Below are 17,102 nucleotides of genomic sequence, written 5' to 3' on the forward strand. Positions count from 1 at the left end.
GGGGGCCCGCGCGCGGGGGGGGCCCGGCGGGGGGGGGGGGGCGGCCATGCGGGGGGCCCGGGACCGGGGGCGGGGGCCGGGGCCGGGGGCCGGTCGCGGGCGCGGCCAGGCCGGGCGCGGGCGGGAACCAGGCCGGGGGCGGGCGGGAACCAGGCCGGGGGCGGGCGGGAACCAGGCCGGGGGCGGGCGGGAGCCAGGCCGGGGGCGGGCCCGGGTTACGGGTCGCGTTTGTGGAGGAGTTTGGGGAGGGTGGCGAGGGTGGCACCGCCGGCGGCGCCGGCGCTGAGGAGGGCGCCGGGCCATTCGGCGCCCGTGGCGAGGACGAGGGCGCAGGTGATGGCGGCGATCATGACGGTGAGCGTGAGCGTGAGCAGTTGGCGCGTGGTGAACATCGGTCCTCGTCTCCTCAGGTGCGGTCGTCGGCCCAGAAGTCGATGAGCTCTTCCGGGGTGAGGTCTTCGGGACGCCCGGCGGGCGGGGTGCGCCCGGTGGCGAGCACCCAGGTGGTCAGGAGCGTGACCAGGAGGTGCTCGTCCGCCGGGCAGGGGGCGTCGGCGCAGTACACGATGCTGGACGGGCGGGCCGTGAGTATCGGCATGGGCGGTGGCCTCCCGAAGAGCAGCGATGAATGCGGTAACCATGCGGCTTGACGGAGGCCGTGGGCCAGCGATCCAAACGTGCTCGGACGGAGCCGTACGAGATCGGAAATAGACGGCAGTGGACGTTAAACTCCGTAAGCATCCGACATCGTCCGGATTCATCCGGAGTTATCCGGCAGCCCGCCCATGAATGGCGTCGAAAGTGCTGCTAGCTACCCGAATGGGCGACTGGGACCGGTGGGACAGTGATCATCCGGAGTGGCCACGGCAACCGGATGAGATGGAATCTGCGAAGTGTCATCGACGCGAGAATATTTCTGCAAATATGGCGACAATTCTTAGCCCACCACCCCAACAAGGACGATGACTGACACTCCCCGGGCAGGATCTCACTCCGCCTTCATAGCCGCGCTCATAGAGCTCCGGGAATCGGCCGGCCAGCCGAGCTATTCAGAGATGCACCGATTGTCGCGCGCTCCGGACGTTCCCAAGGAACTGCCCGCGAGCACCGTCAGCGACATCCTCACCGGCAAGCGGGAACGCCTGCCGGACTGGAAGCTGGTCGCCTCGTTCGTGATGGTCTGTCACCGTCATGCCGAGCAGACGGGCCTGCCCCGCGACGCCCTCGGCACCGTGGAGCAGTGGCAGACCCGCTGGCGCGCCGCCAGGAGCGAGCAGCCGCCGCGCACCCCGTACGTCCCCGGCACGCCCGCGCCCGGTGCGCACGTCACCGGCACGTACGACCACTACCGGACCCCCGCGGACGAGGCCGAGCGGCGGACGACCAGGACGGTCGCGCGGCTGGTGCGGCGGGCGGGCGACGGTGACGCAGAGTCCGCCTACCGGCTGGCGATCATCCACGTGCTGACCGGCGATCTGGCGGCGGCCCGCTACTGGCTCCACGCCGCGCGCGGGCGGCATCATCCCGACGCCGAGGCGTTCGCCGCCGATCCGCGCCCGGTCGAGTTCGCGGCGCGGCTGTCGTTCGCCTACGGCCAGGCGTACGAGCAGGAGGGCCGGGCCAAGCACGACATCGCCAGGTTCTACTACGGGCTCGCGGCCCGGCACGGCCATCGGCCGGCCGCGCAGCGGCTGCGGGTGATGCGCGCGCTTCCGTTCGGCAAGCTGCTGCCCGCGCCCGTCGGGGGTGAGGTCCGGCCGGGGTGAGCGTCAGATCCGGCGGGCGCCGTCCTGCCAGTAGGGGTCGCGCAGCAGCCGCTTGTACAGCTTGCCGGTGGGGGTGCGCGGCAGTTCGGGGACGAAGTCGAACGACCGGGGCACCTTGTACCCGGCCAGCGAGGCGCGGCAGTGGGCCGTCAGCTCGGCGGGCAGGCCGCCGCCCGGCTCGACGCCGTCCGCGAGCTCGACGGCGGCCTTGACCTGTTCGCCGAACTCCTCGTCCGGCACCCCGAACACCGCGACGTCCCGGACGGCCGGGTGGGTGATGAGCACGCTCTCGATCTCGGCCGGGTAGATGTTCACGCCCCCGCTGATGATCATGTCGATCGCGCGGTCGCACAGGAACAGGTAGCCGTCCTCGTCGAAGTAGCCGATGTCGCCGGTGGTGAACAGCCCGCCAGCCCGGTGGATGGACGCGGTTTTGTCCGGGTCGCCCCAGTATTCGACGTCGTCGCCGTTGGCGTAGCGGAACCAGATCTGGCCCTGCTCCCCCGGCTTGGCTGGCGTGCCGTCGTCGAGCAGGATGTGGATCTCGGTCGCCGCCTGCGGGCGGCCGACGCTGCCGGGCTTGGCCAGCCACTCCTCGGCGGTGATGACGGTGTTGACGCCCGCCTCGGTCGAGCCGTAGTACTCGTGGACGACGGGGCCGATCCACTCGATGATCTGCCGCTTGACCTGCGGCGGGCAGGGCGCGGCGCCGTGCCAGACCGAGGTGAGGCTCGCCCCGGAGAACGCCTGCCGGGTGGCGGCGTCCACGCGCAGCAGGCGGACGAACTGGGTGGGCACCAGGTGCACGTTGGTGATCCCGTACTCGTCGATGAGCCGCAGCGTCTCGGCGGGGTCGAACGCGCGCCGCATGACCACCGGGCAGCCGCCCATGAGCGCCATGAACGAGAACATCCACTGGGCGGAGTGGTAGGCGGGCCCGGCCAGCAGCGTCCGCCCGCCGTCGGGCACGGTGAAGGTCTGGCCGAAGCGGTCGGCGGCCAGGGCGAGGGCCTCGACGGGCAGGCCGGTGGTGGACTGCTTGCGGCTGACGCCCTTGGGCCTGCCGGTGGTGCCGGAGGTGTAGAACATGGGGCTGCCCATGACCTGCGGTTCCGGTTCGCCGGGCGGGGCCGCGGCGATGAAGTCCTCGTACGGGACGAAGCCCTCGATTCCCTCACCGAACGCCACGCGTACCGGCAGGTCGAGCCCCTGGACGGCCTCGGCGGCCTGGGCGGCGAAGGCCGGGTCGGAGAGCAGCGCCCGCGCGCCCGCGTCCCGCAGGACGTAGGCGAGCTCCTGGGCGGTCCAGTGCCAGTTGACCAGGACGTAGCGCAGGCCGATGTGGCCGGCGGCGGCCATGACCTCGAAGTACTCGCGCCGGTTGGCGGCGTGGAGGGCGAGCACGTCGCCGGCGGCGAGGCCCGCGCCGAGGAGCGCGCCGGCCAGCCGGTCGACCCGCTCGTCCAGCTCGTGCCACGTGGTGACGCCGTCCTCGTCGGCCAGCGCGAGGTCGCCGGGCCTGGTCTCGGCGAAGCGGCGCAGCAGTCGGGCCATCGCTGATCTCCACTCTCGACTCAATAATAGAACTGGATTCTAGATATTGATTCCTCGATTAGATCACGCGCCCGGCCGGCTGTGAAGCCCGCCCCAACCCGGCCCTGCAAGCAGACCCCGCTTCTTGCAAGCGGTTGTTGCAGAAATCCGAGCTGAGACCTGGCAAAACTCCTGGCCGCGTTTGCAGTTTTACTCAGGCGTATTGACGCCGTCCCGGCGCGTAGCCACTGTGAGTGCAACCGGTTGGTGCCCCGGTGCCCCCGTACCCCCCGAACGGAGCTGGACGTGCGCAAGCAAGAACAACTCGGCAGGCGGCTGGCGATCGTGCTGTCCGCCGGACTCCTCACCACCGGCGGGCTGGTCGCCGCGCTCAACGCGCCGGCCTCGGCCGCGCCGAGCAGCGGCGACTACACGCTGGTCAACGCCGGAAGCGGCCTGTGCGCCGCCGTGCCCGGCGCGGCCACGGCCGACGGCACGCAACTCGTGCAGAGCCCTTGCGGAGCCGGCGCGGGGCAGGTCTTCACCCTCACCGCCTCCGGCGGCGACTACGAGATCAGGGCCGCGCACAGCGGCAGGTGCCTGGGCGTCCGGGACGCCTCCACCAGCGCGGGCAAGCCCGTCCAGCAGGAGACCTGCACCGGCGCGGCCTCACAGACGTGGCGGCTGACCGCCTCCGGGTCCGCCTACCGGATCGTCAACGCCAACGGCGGCAAGTGCGTCAACGTCAAGGACGACTCCACCGCCGCGGGCGCCCTCCTGCAGCAGAACTCCTGCGACTCCAAGCCCACCAAGCAGTGGACGCTGCGGCCCACGGGCGGCACCCCCACCCCGACCGTCACCCCGACCGTGACTCCCACGCCGACGATCACGCCGACCGTCACCCCGCCGCCGACCGGCGACACGCTGTACGTGGCCCCGAACGGCAGGGACGGCGCCGCCGGCACTCAGGCCGACCCGACGACGCTCACCTCCGCGATCACCAGGGTCGCCGCCGGGGGCACGATCTACCTGCGCGGCGGCACGTACGCCTTCTCGCAGACCGTCACCATCGCGCCCGGCAACGACGGCGCCTCCGGCGCCCGCAAGAAGCTGGCCGCCTACCCGGGCGAGACGCCGGTCCTGAACTTCTCCGGCCAGAGCGAGGACCCGGCCAACCGGGGGCTGGCCGTCAACGGGTCCTACTGGCACGTCCACGGCATCGTCGTCGAGCGGGCCGGCGACAACGGCATCTTCGTCGGCGGCAGCCACAACGTCATCGAGCGGACGGTGACCCGCTACAACCGCGACACCGGGCTGCAGCTCTCCCGGACCCTCTCCACCACGCCGCGCGAGCAGTGGCCGTCGGACAACCTCATCCTGAGCGCGCTCTCGCACGACAACGCCGACTCCGACGGCGAGGACGCCGACGGGTTCGCCGCCAAGCTCACCGTCGGCTCCGGCAACGTCTTCCGTTACGCGGTGGCCCGCAACAACATCGACGACGGCTGGGACCTCTACACCAAGTCGGAGACCGGCCCGATCGGCGCGGTGACGATCGAGGACTCGCTGTCCTACGGCAACGGCACGCTGAGCAACGGTGGCCAAGCTGGCAACGGCGACCGCAACGGCTACAAGCTCGGCGGCGAGGACATCCCGGTCAACCACGTCATCCGGCGCAGCATCGCCTACGACAACGGCAAGCACGGCTTCACCTACAACCGCAACCCCGGCACGATGACGATGACGGGCAACGTCAGCATCGACAACGCCGAGCGCAACTTCTCCTTCGACGCGGGCTCCACGGTGTTCCGCGACAACACCTCCTGCCGCTCCGGCGACGGCGCCAACGACAAGACAGTGGGGTCGGCCGACGGCTCCAACCAGTTCTGGACCGGCTCGAACGGCTCCCGGTGCTCCTCCTACGACGGCGCGCTGAGCTGGTCGTTCGCCTCGGACGGGCGGCTCGTCGTGACGTTCGGCGGCACCCCGTAGGCTCCCCGCCAGGCCCTCACCCCGCGTGCCGGGGTGAGAGCCTTTGGGCTGTCACGAGCGCGTGCGACGGCGAGCGGGCGAGCTCCCGCCACGGCCCGGCCACGCACCCGGCCGCCTCCAGCCAGCCGCTGATCGTGCCGGTCGCGTGCAGCGCGCCGCCCTGCGTGTGCCACAGGTTGAGCGCGAACCCCGCGCCGAAGGCCAGGTCGGCGGCGGTGCCGCGCGGCTCGGGCACGCTCTCCAGGACGACCAGCAGGCCGCCCGGCCGCAGCGTGGCCGCCGCCCTGGCGACCAGCGCGGCGGCGTCGGGCGCGGCGAACCCGTGCAGCACGTTGAAGAGCACGGTCACGTCCTGCCCGCCCGGCAGCCCGGCGGTGAGCAGGTCGCCCTCCTGCCAGGTCAGCGGCCCGTCGGAGCGCCCGGTGACGGCGGCGTCGACGATCGTGGCGGACATCCCCGGGTACGCGCCGCAGAACGCGCGCGCGTACTCCCCGTGGCCTCCCCCCAGGTCGAGCAGGCTCCTGCTGCCCTCGGGCAGCGGCGTCAGCGAGACGACCTCCTCCGCCAGCCAGCCGGCCAGCCCGCGTTGCAGGTCGTGGAAGGCGGCCGACAGGTCGGGGCGGGCGGCGAGCCAGGGGTAGAAGCCGCCCGCCGGGACGCCGGAGCGGACGGAGGCGGCCAGCCCGCCCCACTGCTCCTCGACGATCGCCTGCCACAGGTCCAGGATGCGCCCGTAGTCGGTGCCGGAGCCGGAGCAGAGCCAGGCGGTGGTCGCGGGCGTGTTGGCGTGCCGGCCGTCGTGGCGTTCCACGTACCCGGTGGCGTGCAGCAGGCCGAGCAGCGGCTCCAGCCCGGCGGGGGCGACGCCGGCCGAGGCGGCGAGCTCGCCGGTGGTCAGCGGACCGGCGGCGAGCGCGTCGAAGAGGCCCAGCGAGCGCGCGGCCCCGACGGCGTGGCAGGCCATGAGGCCGATCAGGTCCAGCATCGGCGCCGGGGCGTCGCCGCCGCGGAAGGCGGCGGCCTCTCCGGGCGTCAGTTCTACGGGCATGGCGTTCCTCTCAGGCGACGGGGACGGGGACCGGGCGGCGGTCCAGGCGGCGCAGCGCGGGCAGCGCGGCCAAGACGGCGGCGATGACGAGCAGGAGCAGCCCGTCGAGCAGCAGGACGAGGGCGATCCCGCGCCCCTCCCCCACGCCGACGAGCAGGCCCGCGCTGCCGGCCAGCGCCCCGCCGGGCAGCAGCGCCGGGTTCAGCAGGTGCTCGGCGACGGGCGCGGCCAGCAGGTAGCCGACCGGAACGGCGGCCGAGCCGAGCGTGTGCACGGTCCCCATGGCGCGGCCGAGCACGGCCGGCTCGATCCGGCTCTGCAGGACCGCGTGCGCGCAGCCGTTCACCACGGGCAGCGTGAACAGGAACCCGGCGGCGGCGGCCCCCACCAGCAGCGGCGACGGGGCCGGCGCGTGCAGCACGAGGAAGACGCCGCCGAGCGCCATGAACGCGGTCATCCCGCCGATCTTCCGGCGCGGCCCGCCCCAGGCGCCCATGACGAGCCCGCCGGCGAGCATGCCCGCGCCGCCGGCGAACATCAGCACGCCCAGCACGCCGGGCCCGGCGAACGACAGGATGAGCGGCTGCACCAGCACCCCGGCGACCGCGAAGGCGAAGTTGAAGCCGGTCAGCGCCGCCACCAGCGACGGCAGCCCGGCGCGGGCCCGCAGGTGGCGCAGCCCCGCGCCGAGGTCCCGCAGCACGGCGGGCCGCGCGGCGGCGGCGTTGGGCCGCAGCACCTCCGCGGGCAGCCGGATCAGCACCAGTGCCGACATGGCCACGCCGAACGTGACCAGGTCGAGCACCACCACCCCGCCCATCCCGGCGACGGCCAGCAGCGTGGCCCCGAGCACGGGCGCGGCGATCTGGATGCCGCTGGACAGGTGCATGAGCCCGTTGGCGCGGCCCAGGTGCCGCTCGGGGATCAGCAGCGGCGTCATGGCCTGGTAGGCGGTCAGGTGGAAGACGCCGCACGCGCCGCTGATCGCCGCGGCCAGCGCCACGTGCCACACGGCCAGCGCCTGCGCCCAGATCAGCGCGCCGACGGCGGCCGTCGACAGGGCCGCCAGGCAGTCGGTGACGATCATCACCAGCCGCCGGTCGAACCGGTCGACGACCACCCCCGCGAACGGGCCGGCGAGGATGCCCGGCAGCATGCCGCTGAGCACGACCAGCGCGAACTCCGTCGGCGACCCGGTGCTCTGGTACACCCAGACGCCGAGCACGAACGTGGTGAGGCTGGACCCGACGGACGACAGCAGCGACGCCGTCCAGAGGAGCGCGAACCTGAGGACGTTCATCCGCGCACCGCCCCGGCCAGGCGCCCGGCGTAGCGGCGGACGAGCGTCTCGTCGGCGGGCGGGCAGACGATCCCGGCCAGGCCGAGAGCGCGCTCGGTGCGGCGGCAGTCGAACAGGGGCCGCCGGAACTGCGGGTCGGCGGCGTCCAGCACCGGCGCGAACGGCGCCATCGGGCTGTCCGCGCCCAGCCCGGCGGCCCGCGCCCGCCAGGTGTCCCACGGCACGCGGCGGGCGCCGAGCGCGTCGGCGATGCGCCGGTAGGAGATCGTCGCGCCGTTGAAGTAGTGGAAGTCCCCGGCCGTCGCCGGGTCGGCGATCAGGTGGGCGATGCCCGCCGCGACGTGGTCCACGGGCGACAGGTCCTCCTCGACGGGCAGGTCCGGCACCAGGCCGAGACGGACGCAGGTGGCCAGCAGGCGGCTGAAGTAGTCGGCCGCGTTGCCCCGGCCGGTCACGCTGTGCCCGCCGACCCGGGCCGGCCGGTGCACCACCGCCGTCAGGCCCGCGTCCCTGGCCCGGCGCACCAGCCGGTCGGCCACCCACTTGCTCTGGTCGTAGCCGGTCTCCAGCCCGGCCGGGTCGTCCGGGGCGCTCGCCTCGGTGACCACCCGGTCCCGGTGGGCCAGGCCCAGGAAGACGCCGAGGGTGGAGACGAAGTGCAGCCGGGCGCCGCCGAGCCCGGCCAGGCGCAGCGCCTCGACCGTGCCGCCGACGTTGACCGGGCGCATGCGGGGGAAGCTCTCGTAGAAGTTCACCTGGCCGCCGTTGTGGCAGATCACCCCGACCTGCCCGGCCAGCTCGGCGAACCGGTCCCGGTCCAGGCCGAACCGGGGCGCGCCCAGGTCGCCCGGCAGGCCGCGCACCCGGCCGGGCGGGGCGTCCAGGCCGTGGGCGCGCAGGTTGTCCAGCACCCGCCGCCGGGCCCGGTCCTCGTCGGCCGCCCTGACCAGGCAGACGATCTCGGCGTCGGTACGGGCCAGCAGCTCGGCCAGGAGGTGCGCGCCGAGGAACCCGGTCGCGCCGGTCATCAGGATCGCCCCGCCACGCCGTACCGAGGAGGCGGGCTCGACCGTGAAGCCGGGCGGCAGGGTGGCCTGCGCCTCCAGATCGGGACGCTCCTGGCCGGCACCTGCCTGGCCGGCGGCGTCCCGGTCGACGGTGGCGGCGAGCTCGGCCAGGTCGGCCGTCTCCAGCACCGCGCGCAGCGGCACGTCGGCGCCGAGCGCCCGCCTGATCTCCGCGACCACCCGGCCGGCCAGCAGCGAGTGGCCGCCCGCCTCGAAGAAGTTGTCCGACCTGCGCACGTCGGCCACGCCGAGGACCCGCCGCCACACCTCGGCCAGCGCCGACTCGGTGGCGGTCGCGGGCGGCTCGCCCACCGGTCCAGGCGGCGGCAGCGCCGCCCGGTCCACCTTCCCGTGCGTCGTCCGGGGGATGGCCCCGACCAGGACGAACGCGGCCGGCACCAGGTATCCGGGCAGCCGTTCGCGCAGGTAGGCCCGCAGCGCGCCCGGCGTCAGATCCGGCGCGCCGGTCGCCGCGTAGGCGACGAGCCGGTCGCCGTCGACGAGCACGGCGCTGTCGGTGACGGCCGGATGGGCGGTGACGGCGTGCTCGACCTCGGCGGGCTCGATCCGGTGGCCGCGGATCTTCACCTGGCGGTCGCGCCGGCCCAGGAACTCGATCGCGCCGCCCGGCCGCACCCGGGCCAGGTCGCCCGTCCGGTACAGGCGCGCCCCGGCGGGGCCGTCCGGGTCGGGCACGAAGGCCGCCGCGGTCAGCGCGGGCGCGCCCGTGTAGCCGTCGGCCAGGCCGGCCCCGCCCAGGTGCAGCTCGCCGGCGCCGCCGACCGGCACCGGCCGCCCGGCCGCGTCGAGCACGCGGGCGCGCACGTGCGGCAGCGGCGTGCCGATCGGCACCCGGGCCGCGTCGCCGAGATCGTCGGCGCCGCCGATCCGGTGCACGGTGGCGCACACCGTGGCCTCGGTGGGCCCGTAGTGGTTGAACAGCGCGCACCGGCCGCCGGTCAGCCGCTGCCAGGCGCGTACGTCCTCGGCGGGGACCTCCTCGCCGCCGACCATCATGATCTCGACGGGCCAGCCGCCGGGGACGCCGGTCCCGGCCAGGTCGGCGACCCAGCGCCGCCACAGCGCGACGGGCGCGTCCACGGCGGTGACGCCGTGCGCGGCGCAGAACCGGACGAGCTCCGCGCCGTCGAGCCGGGCGGGCTCGGGGTGGATCACCAGGGTGCCGCCGGACGTGAGCACCGGGAACAGGTCGCCGACGGAGGCGTCGAACGTGAGCGGCGGCAGCATGAGCACCCGCTGCCCCGGCCCGAACCCGTGCGCGTCCACGAACGAGCGGGTGAACGCGGCGACGGCCCGGTGCGGCACCACCACGCCCTTGGGCGCCCCGGTCGACCCCGACGTGAAGATCACGTACGCGGGGTCCCCGGGCCGCGGGCTCCTGCCTCCGCCGCCCCCGGGCGGGTCCGCGGCGTGCGGCACGAGCTTGGCGCCGGGGAAGGCGGCCAGCTCGGCCAGCCGGGCGGGCGGGGCGATCAGCGCGGCCGCGCCCGCCTGCCGGAGCAGGAGGTCCGCGCGGGCGGGCGGGTGGCCGGGGTCGAGCGGCAGGTACGCGGCCCCGGCGAGCAGGACGCCGATGACGGCGGCGATGCCGTCCGGCCCCGCCGGGAGCGACACGCCGACCACCTCGCGCCCGCCGCCGGGCGTGAGGTGCGGCTCCAGCCGGGCGGCCAGCTCCAGCGCGCGGGATGCCAGCTCGCCGTACGTCAGCCGCTCCCCCTCGGCCACGACGGCGACCCGGTCCGGGTCCCGCCCGGCCTGCCGCAGCACGAGCCCGGCCACGCTCTCCCACTCGCCCGGAGGCGGCGCCGAAGGCTCGGCGGGGGCCGGGCCGGAGTCGAACGGGATGCGGCTCACCGGCAGGTCCGGGTCGCCGGCGAGGGCCTCGACGGCCGTGGTCAGGTGCCCCGCCAGCGCGGCGGCCGTCGCGGCGTCGAACAGGTCGGCCGCGTAGTCCAGGTACAGCTCGACCTCGTCGCCCACGGTGACGAACAGAGTGAGGTCGAAGCGGGCCTCCGGGGCGGGCAGCTCCCAGTGCCCCACCGTCAGCTCGCCCGCCGTCACCGGGCCGCCGTCCAGGTGCTCCATGACGAGCATCACCTGGAAGAGCGGGTTGTGGCTGAGGTCGCGGCGGCCTCCGGTGAGCTCCACGACCTCGTCGAACGGCGTGCCGCCGTGCGCGAGCGCCTCGGCGACGGTACGCCTGCCGCGCCGCAGCAGGTCCGCCACCGTCGGGTCGCCGCCGAGGTCCAGCCGGAGCGCGACGGTGTTGGCGAACATGCCGACCGTCTGCCCGAACCGCCGGTCGGTGCGGCCGTCCAAGGGGCAGCCGACCACCACGTCGTCCTGCCCGGCGCACCGGCCCAGCGTGACGCCGAGCGCGGCCAGCACCATCGCGAACACCGTCGTCCTGGTACGGCGCGCGCTCTCCAGCAGGGCGGTGCGCAGATGGGCGGGCAGGACCCAGCGGTGCTGCGCGCCGCGCCCGCTCGGCACGGCGGGCCGGGGCCGGTCGGTGGGCAGGGCGAGCAGGGTGGGCGCCCCGGCCAGCCGGGCACGCCAGTAGTCGCGGTCGGCCTCGGCCCGCGCGCCGCCGGTCCGGCCGAGCCGGTCGACGTAGTCGGAGAACGGGACGGCGGGCGTGCCGGGCTCGAACGTCCCGGCGAGCAGGCCGTACAGCTCGGAGAGGAGGATGCGCAGCGCGCGGCCGTCGCAGATCGCGTGGTGCAGGACCAGCACGAGCACGTGGTCGTCCGGGGCGAGCCGGACGAGCAGGGCACGCATGAGCGGGGGGCGGCCCAGGTCGAACGGCCGGGCCACGAACGCGGCGCAGGCCGTGCGCGCCTCGTCCTCGCAGGTCGCCTCCACGAGCTCCGGCTCGACCCGGGCCTCGGCGCACACGATCCGGACGGGACGCCCGTCGCCGCCGTCGGCCAGGCCGGTGCGGACGGCCTCGTGCCGGGCGACCAGCCGGTTCAGCGCCTCGCCGAGCCGGGCGGGGTCGAGCGGGCCGCGTAACCGGTGCCCGCCCCAGACGTGGTAGCCGGACGGGTGGCCGGAGGGGTCCGCCTGGTGCAGGAACCACAGCCGTTCCTGCGCGGGCGTCGCCGGGAGGCCCGTCATGCCCGGCCCGCCAGGTCGCGCAGGTGGCCGGGCACCTGCTCGCCGAACAGGTCGCGGTAGGCGGCCAGGTGCGTCTCGTCGGAGATGAGGAAGGGCAGGTCGGTGGGCACCATGTGCCGGATCACCAGCATCGGGACCGGGCTGCGCAGCGGGCGGAAGTCCTGGTTCCACAGTCCCGCCTTGTCCGGCGGCCCGTCGTGGAACTCGCCGATCATCAGGCCGTGGCCCACGTAGGCGTCCTTGAGCTCGCGCTGCGCGGCGTCGATCACCTCGCGCGCGTCGCGCATGCCCGGCAGCAGCACGAGGACGGTCGTCGACTGCGCGGCGGGCCCGCCCCGGGGCGCGAGGTCGAGGAACCAGTCGCGGTAGGGCGCGAGCAGAGCGCTCAGCGACGCGACGGTGTGGCCGCCGCCCGGCTGGACGGCCAGCAGGAAGGCGTTCCGGTCCAGCGACGCCTGCGCGTACGGGCACACCGGGCCGCGCCGGCCCAGCTCCGGGTGCGGCCGGGTCAGGTAGGCGCGCGCCCACGCGACGACGGCGCGCAGGTCGGCGCCGTGCTCGGCGGCCAGCGGGTGCGGCGCGGGGTTCTGCTCCGCGTCGGCCGCGTCTAACAGGTCGGCGGGGTCGAACAGGACGAGCGTGTCGTCCTGGGGGTGCCTGATCATCGGGTGGTCCTCCCGGTACGCCGCGCGGCGAGCAGGCCGGCGGCGGCGAGACCCGCCCCGGCCGCGGCCAGCGCGGCGGCCAGCCGGTCCTGGCGGCGGGCGCGTCGCAGCGCCTCGCCGTAAGGCACGGTGGTGTGCGAGACGAGCGTGTACAGCGGCACCCAGGTGCCGGGGAAGGTCTTGTGCAGCAGCAGGTCCAGGCGCTTCCTGGCCAGGGCGAGCGGTGAGCGCATGCCGTCGCGCAGCTCCAGGAAGTTGCGTTCCGACAGCTCGGCCAGCACGTCGGTGTGCGGCTTGCGGGCGCGCTCGTAGGCGGCGAAGGCGGCCTCCCGGTCGCCCGGATGGCGGGCCAGCATGCGGTCGAGGACGAGACAGTCCTCGAACGAGGCGTTCATGCCCTGGCCGTAGAAGGGGTAGACGGCGTGGGCGGCGTCGCCGACGAGCACCGTCGTGTCGCGGTGCCGCCACGGCGCGGTGCGCACGGTCGTGAGGTGGCTCATCGGCGCGGCCGACGCCTGCTCGTCGAGGTCGGGGACGAGCGTCGCCAGGTGCGGGAAGGCCGCGGACACCGGGTCCGGCGGCTCGTCACGCGGTAGGAAGAGCGTGCAGGTCAGGCTGTTGTCGAGGTTGGGGTGGGCGACGCCGAGGCCGCGCTCGCCCGGCCAGATGTGCAGCGCCTCCAGCGGCACGGCCGGCTCGCCGCCGGGCGTGGCGTGGATGGTGACCTCCTTGTAGCCCCACTCCAGGTACTCGCGGCTGAACCCGGCCGGCAGGCCGCGCTGCATGGCGGTCCTGACGAGCGAGGACGCGCCGTCCGCGCCGACGACGAAGCCGGCCCGCAGCGTCGTGCCGTCCTCCAGGGTGACGGCGGCGGCGTCCCGGTCGACGGACACGCACCGGGTCTCGAAGCGCAGCCGCACGCCCGGCTGCTTCTCGGCGTGCTCGACCAGCAGCCGGACCAGCGTGTCGCGCCGGATCGAGTGCAGGATCTGCGACGGGTCGCCCCCGTAGGGGTAGAACGCCGGCCGGCCGCCCGCGTGCACCATGCGGCCGCGCATGGGCACCGACAGCCGCCGGGCCTCCTGCCACAGGCCGACCTCGCGCAGCGCCGCGATGGCCCGCGCCGACATGCCCAGGTTGATCGACCGCCCGCCGTCGTGGGCGGCCGAGCGCGGGTCGGGGCGGCGTTCGACCAGGTCGACCCGGTGCCCGCCGCGGGCGAGCAGGATCGCCAGCAGCGGCCCCGCCAGTCCCGCCCCGACGATGATCGCGTGGGGTGCCATGACCGTCACCCCTCGCCGCGCGCGCTCAGCGGACGCATGTCGGTCCACACGGTCTCGATGTGCGCCAGGCACTCCTCCTTGGTGCCGGCGAACCCGGTCGCCCGCCAGCCGGGAGGCGGTTCCCGGTCCGCCGTCCAGACGGAGTACTGCTCCTCGTGGTTGACGACCACGACCATGTCGCTCACAGCTTCTCCTCGAGCGCGCGCCGATCGATCTTTCCGTTGGGGGTCAGGGGCAGCGAGTCCAGGCGGATCACCCGGCTCGGCACCATGTACGCGGGCAGCGTCGCGGCCAGCCGGGTGCGCAGCGCGGGGCAGTCGCCGACCACGAACGCCACCAGGGCGTCGCCGGACACGGCGGCGACGGCCTGCCGCACGCCGGGCAGCTCGTCCATCGCGGCCTCCACCTCGCCGAGCTCGACCCGGTAGCCGCGTACCTTCACCTGGGTGTCGGACCGGTGCAGGAACTCCAGGCCGCTCTCCGTCCGCCGCACGACGTCGCCGGTCAGGTAGAGCCGGCCGCCGGGTTCGCCGTACGGGTCGGGCACGAAGCGTTCGGCGGTCAGGGCGGGCCTGCCGAGGTAGCCGCTCGCCACGCCGGTCCCGCCGATGGCCAGTTCGCCCTCGGCCACCCGGTCCAGCCGGTCGTCCACGACGTGGACCGAGGCTCCGGGCAGCGGGGTGCCGAGCGAGACCGTGTCCGGCTCCCACGGCACCTCCCACGAGGTGGCCCAGACGGACGCCTCCGTCGGCCCGTACATGTTGATCAGCCGGCCGACGCGTGGGCGCAGGTCCTTGGCCAGGGCCGGGGGCAGCGCCTCGCCGCCGGCGAGCGCGGTCAGCCTGGGGGCGCGGAACCCGGCGTACAGCAGGACGCGCCAGCCCGACGGGGTGGCCTGCATGTGGGTGACGCCCTCGCGTTCGATCAGGGCGGCGAGCCGTTTGCCGAGGATCGCGGCCTTCGGGTCGAGGAGGACCAGCCGGCCGCCGGTGACGAGCGGCAGGTACAGCTCGGGGACCGACATGTCGAACGTGAGCGCGGCGGCCGACAGCCAGACGTGCTCGGGCGCCGAGCCGACCAGGTCGCGCATGCCGGCGAGCAGCGCGGCCAGCCCGCCGTGCGGCACCACCACGCCCTTGGGGCGGCCGGTCGACCCGGAGGTGTAGATCACGTACGCGGGAGATGCCGGGCCGGGCCGCGTCTCGGGGACGGCGGCCGTGGCGGGGACGTCCTCGTCCAGCCGGACGGCGGGCAGCGTGGTCGTGGCGGGTTCGCCGGCGGTCACGAGGAGCCGCGCGCCGGAGTCGGCGAGGACGAGCTCGGTGCGGGCCGCCGGGTGCTCCGGGTCGAGCGGCAGGTAGGCCGCGCCGGTCCGCAGGACGGCGAGCATGGCCGTCACGCAGGCCGCCGACTTCGGGGCGCGGATGCCGACGAGGACGCCGGGACCGGCCCCGGCGGCGGCCAGCCGGGCGGCGAGGCGGTTCACGGCCGCGTCCAGCGCGGCGTAGGTCAGGCGCTCGTCTCCGTCGGCGAGCGCGATGCGGTCCGGGGTGCGCGCCGCTTGGCGCGCGAATAATTGAACAACGTTTGGGAGCGCTCCCAATTCAGGCATGCGTCAACTCCTCAGCTTTCCAGCAGCTCTTCCACGGCCTGCGCGGCGGCCCGCAGCCCCGGCTGGGCGGACTGCTCGTACGGGGCAACCCGGGCGGCGTAACCGTCGTCGGCCAGCGCCGCGCGCAGCAGTGGAACGATCTCGCCCGTGGTCCACCGCCGCTCGGGCAGCCAGGACCCGAGCCCCAGCCTGGCCAGGCGCATGCCGTTGTCGGAACGGTCGAAACCGTGCGCCAGCAGCACCTGCGGCACCCCGGCCGCCACCGCCCTGACGACGGTGCCGATGCCGCCGTGGTGCAGCACCGCCCTGGCACGTGCCATCACCCGGTGGAAGGGCAGGTGCGGGAACCACGCGACGCCCTCGGGCAGCCGGTCGGGCACCAGGTCCCGATGCCGCGCCACCACCAGGGCCGGCACCCCCGCCTCGGCGCACGCCGCCACGGCGGCCGGGTAGAACCGCTCGTGGATCATGCGTCCCGTCCCGCCCGTCACGATCACCGCACCCCGCTCCAGCAGGCGCTCCGCCTCCGGCGGCACGGGGTCGGCGAACGTGTCGTCGCCGTAGGGCGCCCCGGTCAGCCGCGCCCGCGCCGGCGCCGCGATCCCGGCCCGGTCGAACCAGTCCGGCCACAGCCCCAGATGCAGCCCGGCCGAGGTGAACCAGGCGCCCCAGTCGCCGACCGGGCCCAGCCCCAGCGTGGCCCGTACGGTGTCGAGCCGGTCGGCCATCGTCTCCCGGTACATGTGCACGGCGGGCCGCTCGGACATGTACTGCACCGGCGTCACCGCCACCCACGCGACCGGCACGCCCAGCGCCTCACCGGCGAACAGCGTGGAGACCGCCGTCGTGTGCCGCCCCACGAACACCGTCTCCCCCGGCACGTGCCTGGCCTTGAGCACCTCGCACTCGTACGCGATCTGGTCGAACAGCCCGATGGCGTCGTAGAAGCGCCGCCACCGGTCCATCCCGGCGCCCAGCAGCATCGGCGTGTCCGCCAGGTAACGCTCGTAGTCGCGCTCGGTGTCGATGGCCGTGAACTCCAGCCCGGCCCGCCGGGCCACCGCCTCGAACGGCGCATGAGTGAGAAGCTCCACCCGGTGCCCGCGCTCGCGCAGCACCCGCCCCAGGCCCACGAACGGCAGCACGTCGCCGTGCGTGCCGTGGGTGACCAGGACGACGCCGGTCAAGAGTGCTCCCCGATGGCCCGCGCCGCCTCGGCGACCGTCAGCCCCTCGACGAAGAGCACCTCCACCGGCAGCTCGACCCGGAACTCGCTCTCCACCATCGCCAGGAACTGGACCATCGCCAGCGACTGGCCGCCCAGCTCGAAGAAGTCCTGGTCAGCGGAGGTGACCTCGACCCCGAGGATCTCCGACCACAGCCGCATGACCTCCGTTTCGAGCACGCCGGACATCGCCATATCAATTCTCCTCGTTGCGCGGAATGGACGCCCGTCACCAAGCGAGAGAAGGACCTTGCGCCTCCAGTGGCGCTCATCGCCTGCGAAGGGGTTTCGACGACCTGGGCGCCTGACCGATCAGGGCCCCGTCCAAGATCATGGGATCGCTCCCAAAACGAAACGCTAGGGTCGCCTCAGCGGGCGAGTCAACCTTTTCACCCCCAATTGCGCCACTGTCAGGACGGGGGTTGGGAGCGCTCCCACGTCCTAACGGGCACGAACCGGTCATCCAGGCC

The 17,102-nt window shown here is 74.6% G+C and carries 14 protein-coding genes; 2 read left to right on the top strand and 12 right to left on the bottom strand.

The window, feature by feature from the left end:
- Positions 1-215: 215 nt before the first annotated feature.
- Both AB0J53_RS37580 and AB0J53_RS37585 read right to left on the bottom strand, forming a co-directional pair.
- Positions 216-392 carry a hypothetical protein gene (locus AB0J53_RS37580; protein ID WP_219514365.1) on the bottom strand — a complete coding sequence of 59 codons (177 nt, stop codon included), beginning with the start codon at positions 390-392 and terminating at the stop codon, positions 216-218.
- Positions 393-406: 14 nt separating this feature from the next.
- Positions 407-598, bottom strand: a complete 192-nt coding sequence (locus AB0J53_RS37585) for a hypothetical protein (RefSeq protein WP_219514363.1) — start codon at positions 596-598, stop codon at positions 407-409.
- Between the two features lie 457 nt (positions 599-1,055).
- Here AB0J53_RS37585 and AB0J53_RS37590 point away from each other — a divergent pair, with 457 nt between their 5' ends.
- Positions 1,056-1,766 (top strand): hypothetical protein, encoded by a 711-nt coding sequence (locus AB0J53_RS37590; protein WP_357593611.1) that lies wholly within the window; start codon positions 1,056-1,058, stop codon positions 1,764-1,766.
- 3 nt (positions 1,767-1,769) lie between these two features.
- Here AB0J53_RS37590 and AB0J53_RS37595 read toward each other — a convergent pair whose 3' ends face one another.
- A complete protein-coding gene (locus AB0J53_RS37595; RefSeq protein WP_364181183.1) occupies positions 1,770-3,320 on the bottom strand; it encodes an AMP-binding protein in 1,551 nt (516 codons plus the stop codon).
- A 285-nt stretch (positions 3,321-3,605) separates the two neighbouring features.
- Here AB0J53_RS37595 and AB0J53_RS37600 point away from each other — a divergent pair, with 285 nt between their 5' ends.
- The gene (locus AB0J53_RS37600) at positions 3,606-5,291 is read left to right on the top strand and encodes an RICIN domain-containing protein (protein ID WP_364181186.1); all 1,686 of its coding nucleotides are present in this window, start codon (positions 3,606-3,608) and stop codon (positions 5,289-5,291) included.
- Between the two features lie 16 nt (positions 5,292-5,307).
- Here the strand turns inward: AB0J53_RS37600 and AB0J53_RS37605 are convergent, their stop codons facing one another.
- The 9 genes from AB0J53_RS37605 to AB0J53_RS37645 are packed head-to-tail and all read right to left on the bottom strand — an operon-like array spanning position 5,308 to position 16,827.
- Positions 5,308-6,339, bottom strand: a complete 1,032-nt coding sequence (locus AB0J53_RS37605) for a methyltransferase (protein WP_364181189.1) — start codon at positions 6,337-6,339, stop codon at positions 5,308-5,310.
- 10 nt (positions 6,340-6,349) lie between these two features.
- On the bottom strand, positions 6,350-7,639 hold the full coding sequence (locus AB0J53_RS37610) for an MFS transporter (protein ID WP_364181192.1): 1,290 nt from the start codon (positions 7,637-7,639) through the stop codon (positions 6,350-6,352).
- Positions 7,636-11,847 (bottom strand): amino acid adenylation domain-containing protein, encoded by a 4,212-nt coding sequence (locus AB0J53_RS37615; RefSeq protein ID WP_364181195.1) that lies wholly within the window; start codon positions 11,845-11,847, stop codon positions 7,636-7,638. Before AB0J53_RS37615 ends, AB0J53_RS37610 begins: the two co-directional genes overlap by 4 nt.
- Complete coding sequence (locus AB0J53_RS37620; protein ID WP_364181198.1) at positions 11,844-12,512, bottom strand: DUF6875 domain-containing protein; 669 nt, start codon at positions 12,510-12,512, stop codon at positions 11,844-11,846. The genes AB0J53_RS37615 and AB0J53_RS37620 overlap by 4 nt, the downstream gene beginning before the upstream one ends.
- Positions 12,509-13,795, bottom strand: a complete 1,287-nt coding sequence (locus AB0J53_RS37625) for an NAD(P)/FAD-dependent oxidoreductase (protein ID WP_364181200.1) — start codon at positions 13,793-13,795, stop codon at positions 12,509-12,511. Before AB0J53_RS37625 ends, AB0J53_RS37620 begins: the two co-directional genes overlap by 4 nt.
- 5 nt (positions 13,796-13,800) lie before the next feature.
- Positions 13,801-13,971 (bottom strand): MbtH family NRPS accessory protein, encoded by a 171-nt coding sequence (locus tag AB0J53_RS37630; RefSeq protein ID WP_219514375.1) that lies wholly within the window; start codon positions 13,969-13,971, stop codon positions 13,801-13,803.
- A gap of 5 nt (positions 13,972-13,976) precedes the next feature.
- Positions 13,977-15,407 carry an amino acid adenylation domain-containing protein gene (locus AB0J53_RS37635; protein ID WP_364181203.1) on the bottom strand — a complete coding sequence of 477 codons (1,431 nt, stop codon included), beginning with the start codon at positions 15,405-15,407 and terminating at the stop codon, positions 13,977-13,979.
- A gap of 11 nt (positions 15,408-15,418) precedes the next feature.
- Positions 15,419-16,594 carry a nucleotide disphospho-sugar-binding domain-containing protein gene (locus AB0J53_RS37640; RefSeq protein WP_364181205.1) on the bottom strand — a complete coding sequence of 392 codons (1,176 nt, stop codon included), beginning with the start codon at positions 16,592-16,594 and terminating at the stop codon, positions 15,419-15,421.
- Positions 16,591-16,827 (bottom strand): phosphopantetheine-binding protein, encoded by a 237-nt coding sequence (locus AB0J53_RS37645; RefSeq protein WP_364181208.1) that lies wholly within the window; start codon positions 16,825-16,827, stop codon positions 16,591-16,593. Before AB0J53_RS37645 ends, AB0J53_RS37640 begins: the two co-directional genes overlap by 4 nt.
- Positions 16,828-17,102: the final 275 nt, after the last annotated feature.

It is taken from the genome of Nonomuraea sp. NPDC049725, from assembly GCF_040674795.1.
Classification (GTDB): domain Bacteria; phylum Actinomycetota; class Actinomycetes; order Streptosporangiales; family Streptosporangiaceae; genus Nonomuraea; species Nonomuraea ceibae.

Coding starts and splice junctions, on each gene's coding strand:
- AB0J53_RS37580 (WP_219514365.1), bottom strand. CDS start 392: ATGTTCACCACGCGCCAACTGCTCACGCTCACGCTCACCGTCATGATC.
- AB0J53_RS37585 (WP_219514363.1), bottom strand. CDS start 598: ATGCCGATACTCACGGCCCGCCCGTCCAGCATCGTGTACTGCGCCGAC.
- AB0J53_RS37590 (WP_357593611.1), top strand. CDS start 1,056: ATGCACCGATTGTCGCGCGCTCCGGACGTTCCCAAGGAACTGCCCGCG.
- AB0J53_RS37595 (WP_364181183.1), bottom strand. CDS start 3,320: ATGGCCCGACTGCTGCGCCGCTTCGCCGAGACCAGGCCCGGCGACCTC.
- AB0J53_RS37605 (WP_364181189.1), bottom strand. CDS start 6,339: ATGCCCGTAGAACTGACGCCCGGAGAGGCCGCCGCCTTCCGCGGCGGC.
- AB0J53_RS37610 (WP_364181192.1), bottom strand. CDS start 7,639: ATGAACGTCCTCAGGTTCGCGCTCCTCTGGACGGCGTCGCTGCTGTCG.
- AB0J53_RS37615 (WP_364181195.1), bottom strand. CDS start 11,847: ATGACGGGCCTCCCGGCGACGCCCGCGCAGGAACGGCTGTGGTTCCTG.
- AB0J53_RS37620 (WP_364181198.1), bottom strand. CDS start 12,512: ATGATCAGGCACCCCCAGGACGACACGCTCGTCCTGTTCGACCCCGCC.
- AB0J53_RS37625 (WP_364181200.1), bottom strand. CDS start 13,795: ATGGCACCCCACGCGATCATCGTCGGGGCGGGACTGGCGGGGCCGCTG.
- AB0J53_RS37630 (WP_219514375.1), bottom strand. CDS start 13,971: ATGGTCGTGGTCGTCAACCACGAGGAGCAGTACTCCGTCTGGACGGCG.
- AB0J53_RS37635 (WP_364181203.1), bottom strand. CDS start 15,407: ATGCCTGAATTGGGAGCGCTCCCAAACGTTGTTCAATTATTCGCGCGC.
- AB0J53_RS37645 (WP_364181208.1), bottom strand. CDS start 16,827: ATGGCGATGTCCGGCGTGCTCGAAACGGAGGTCATGCGGCTGTGGTCG.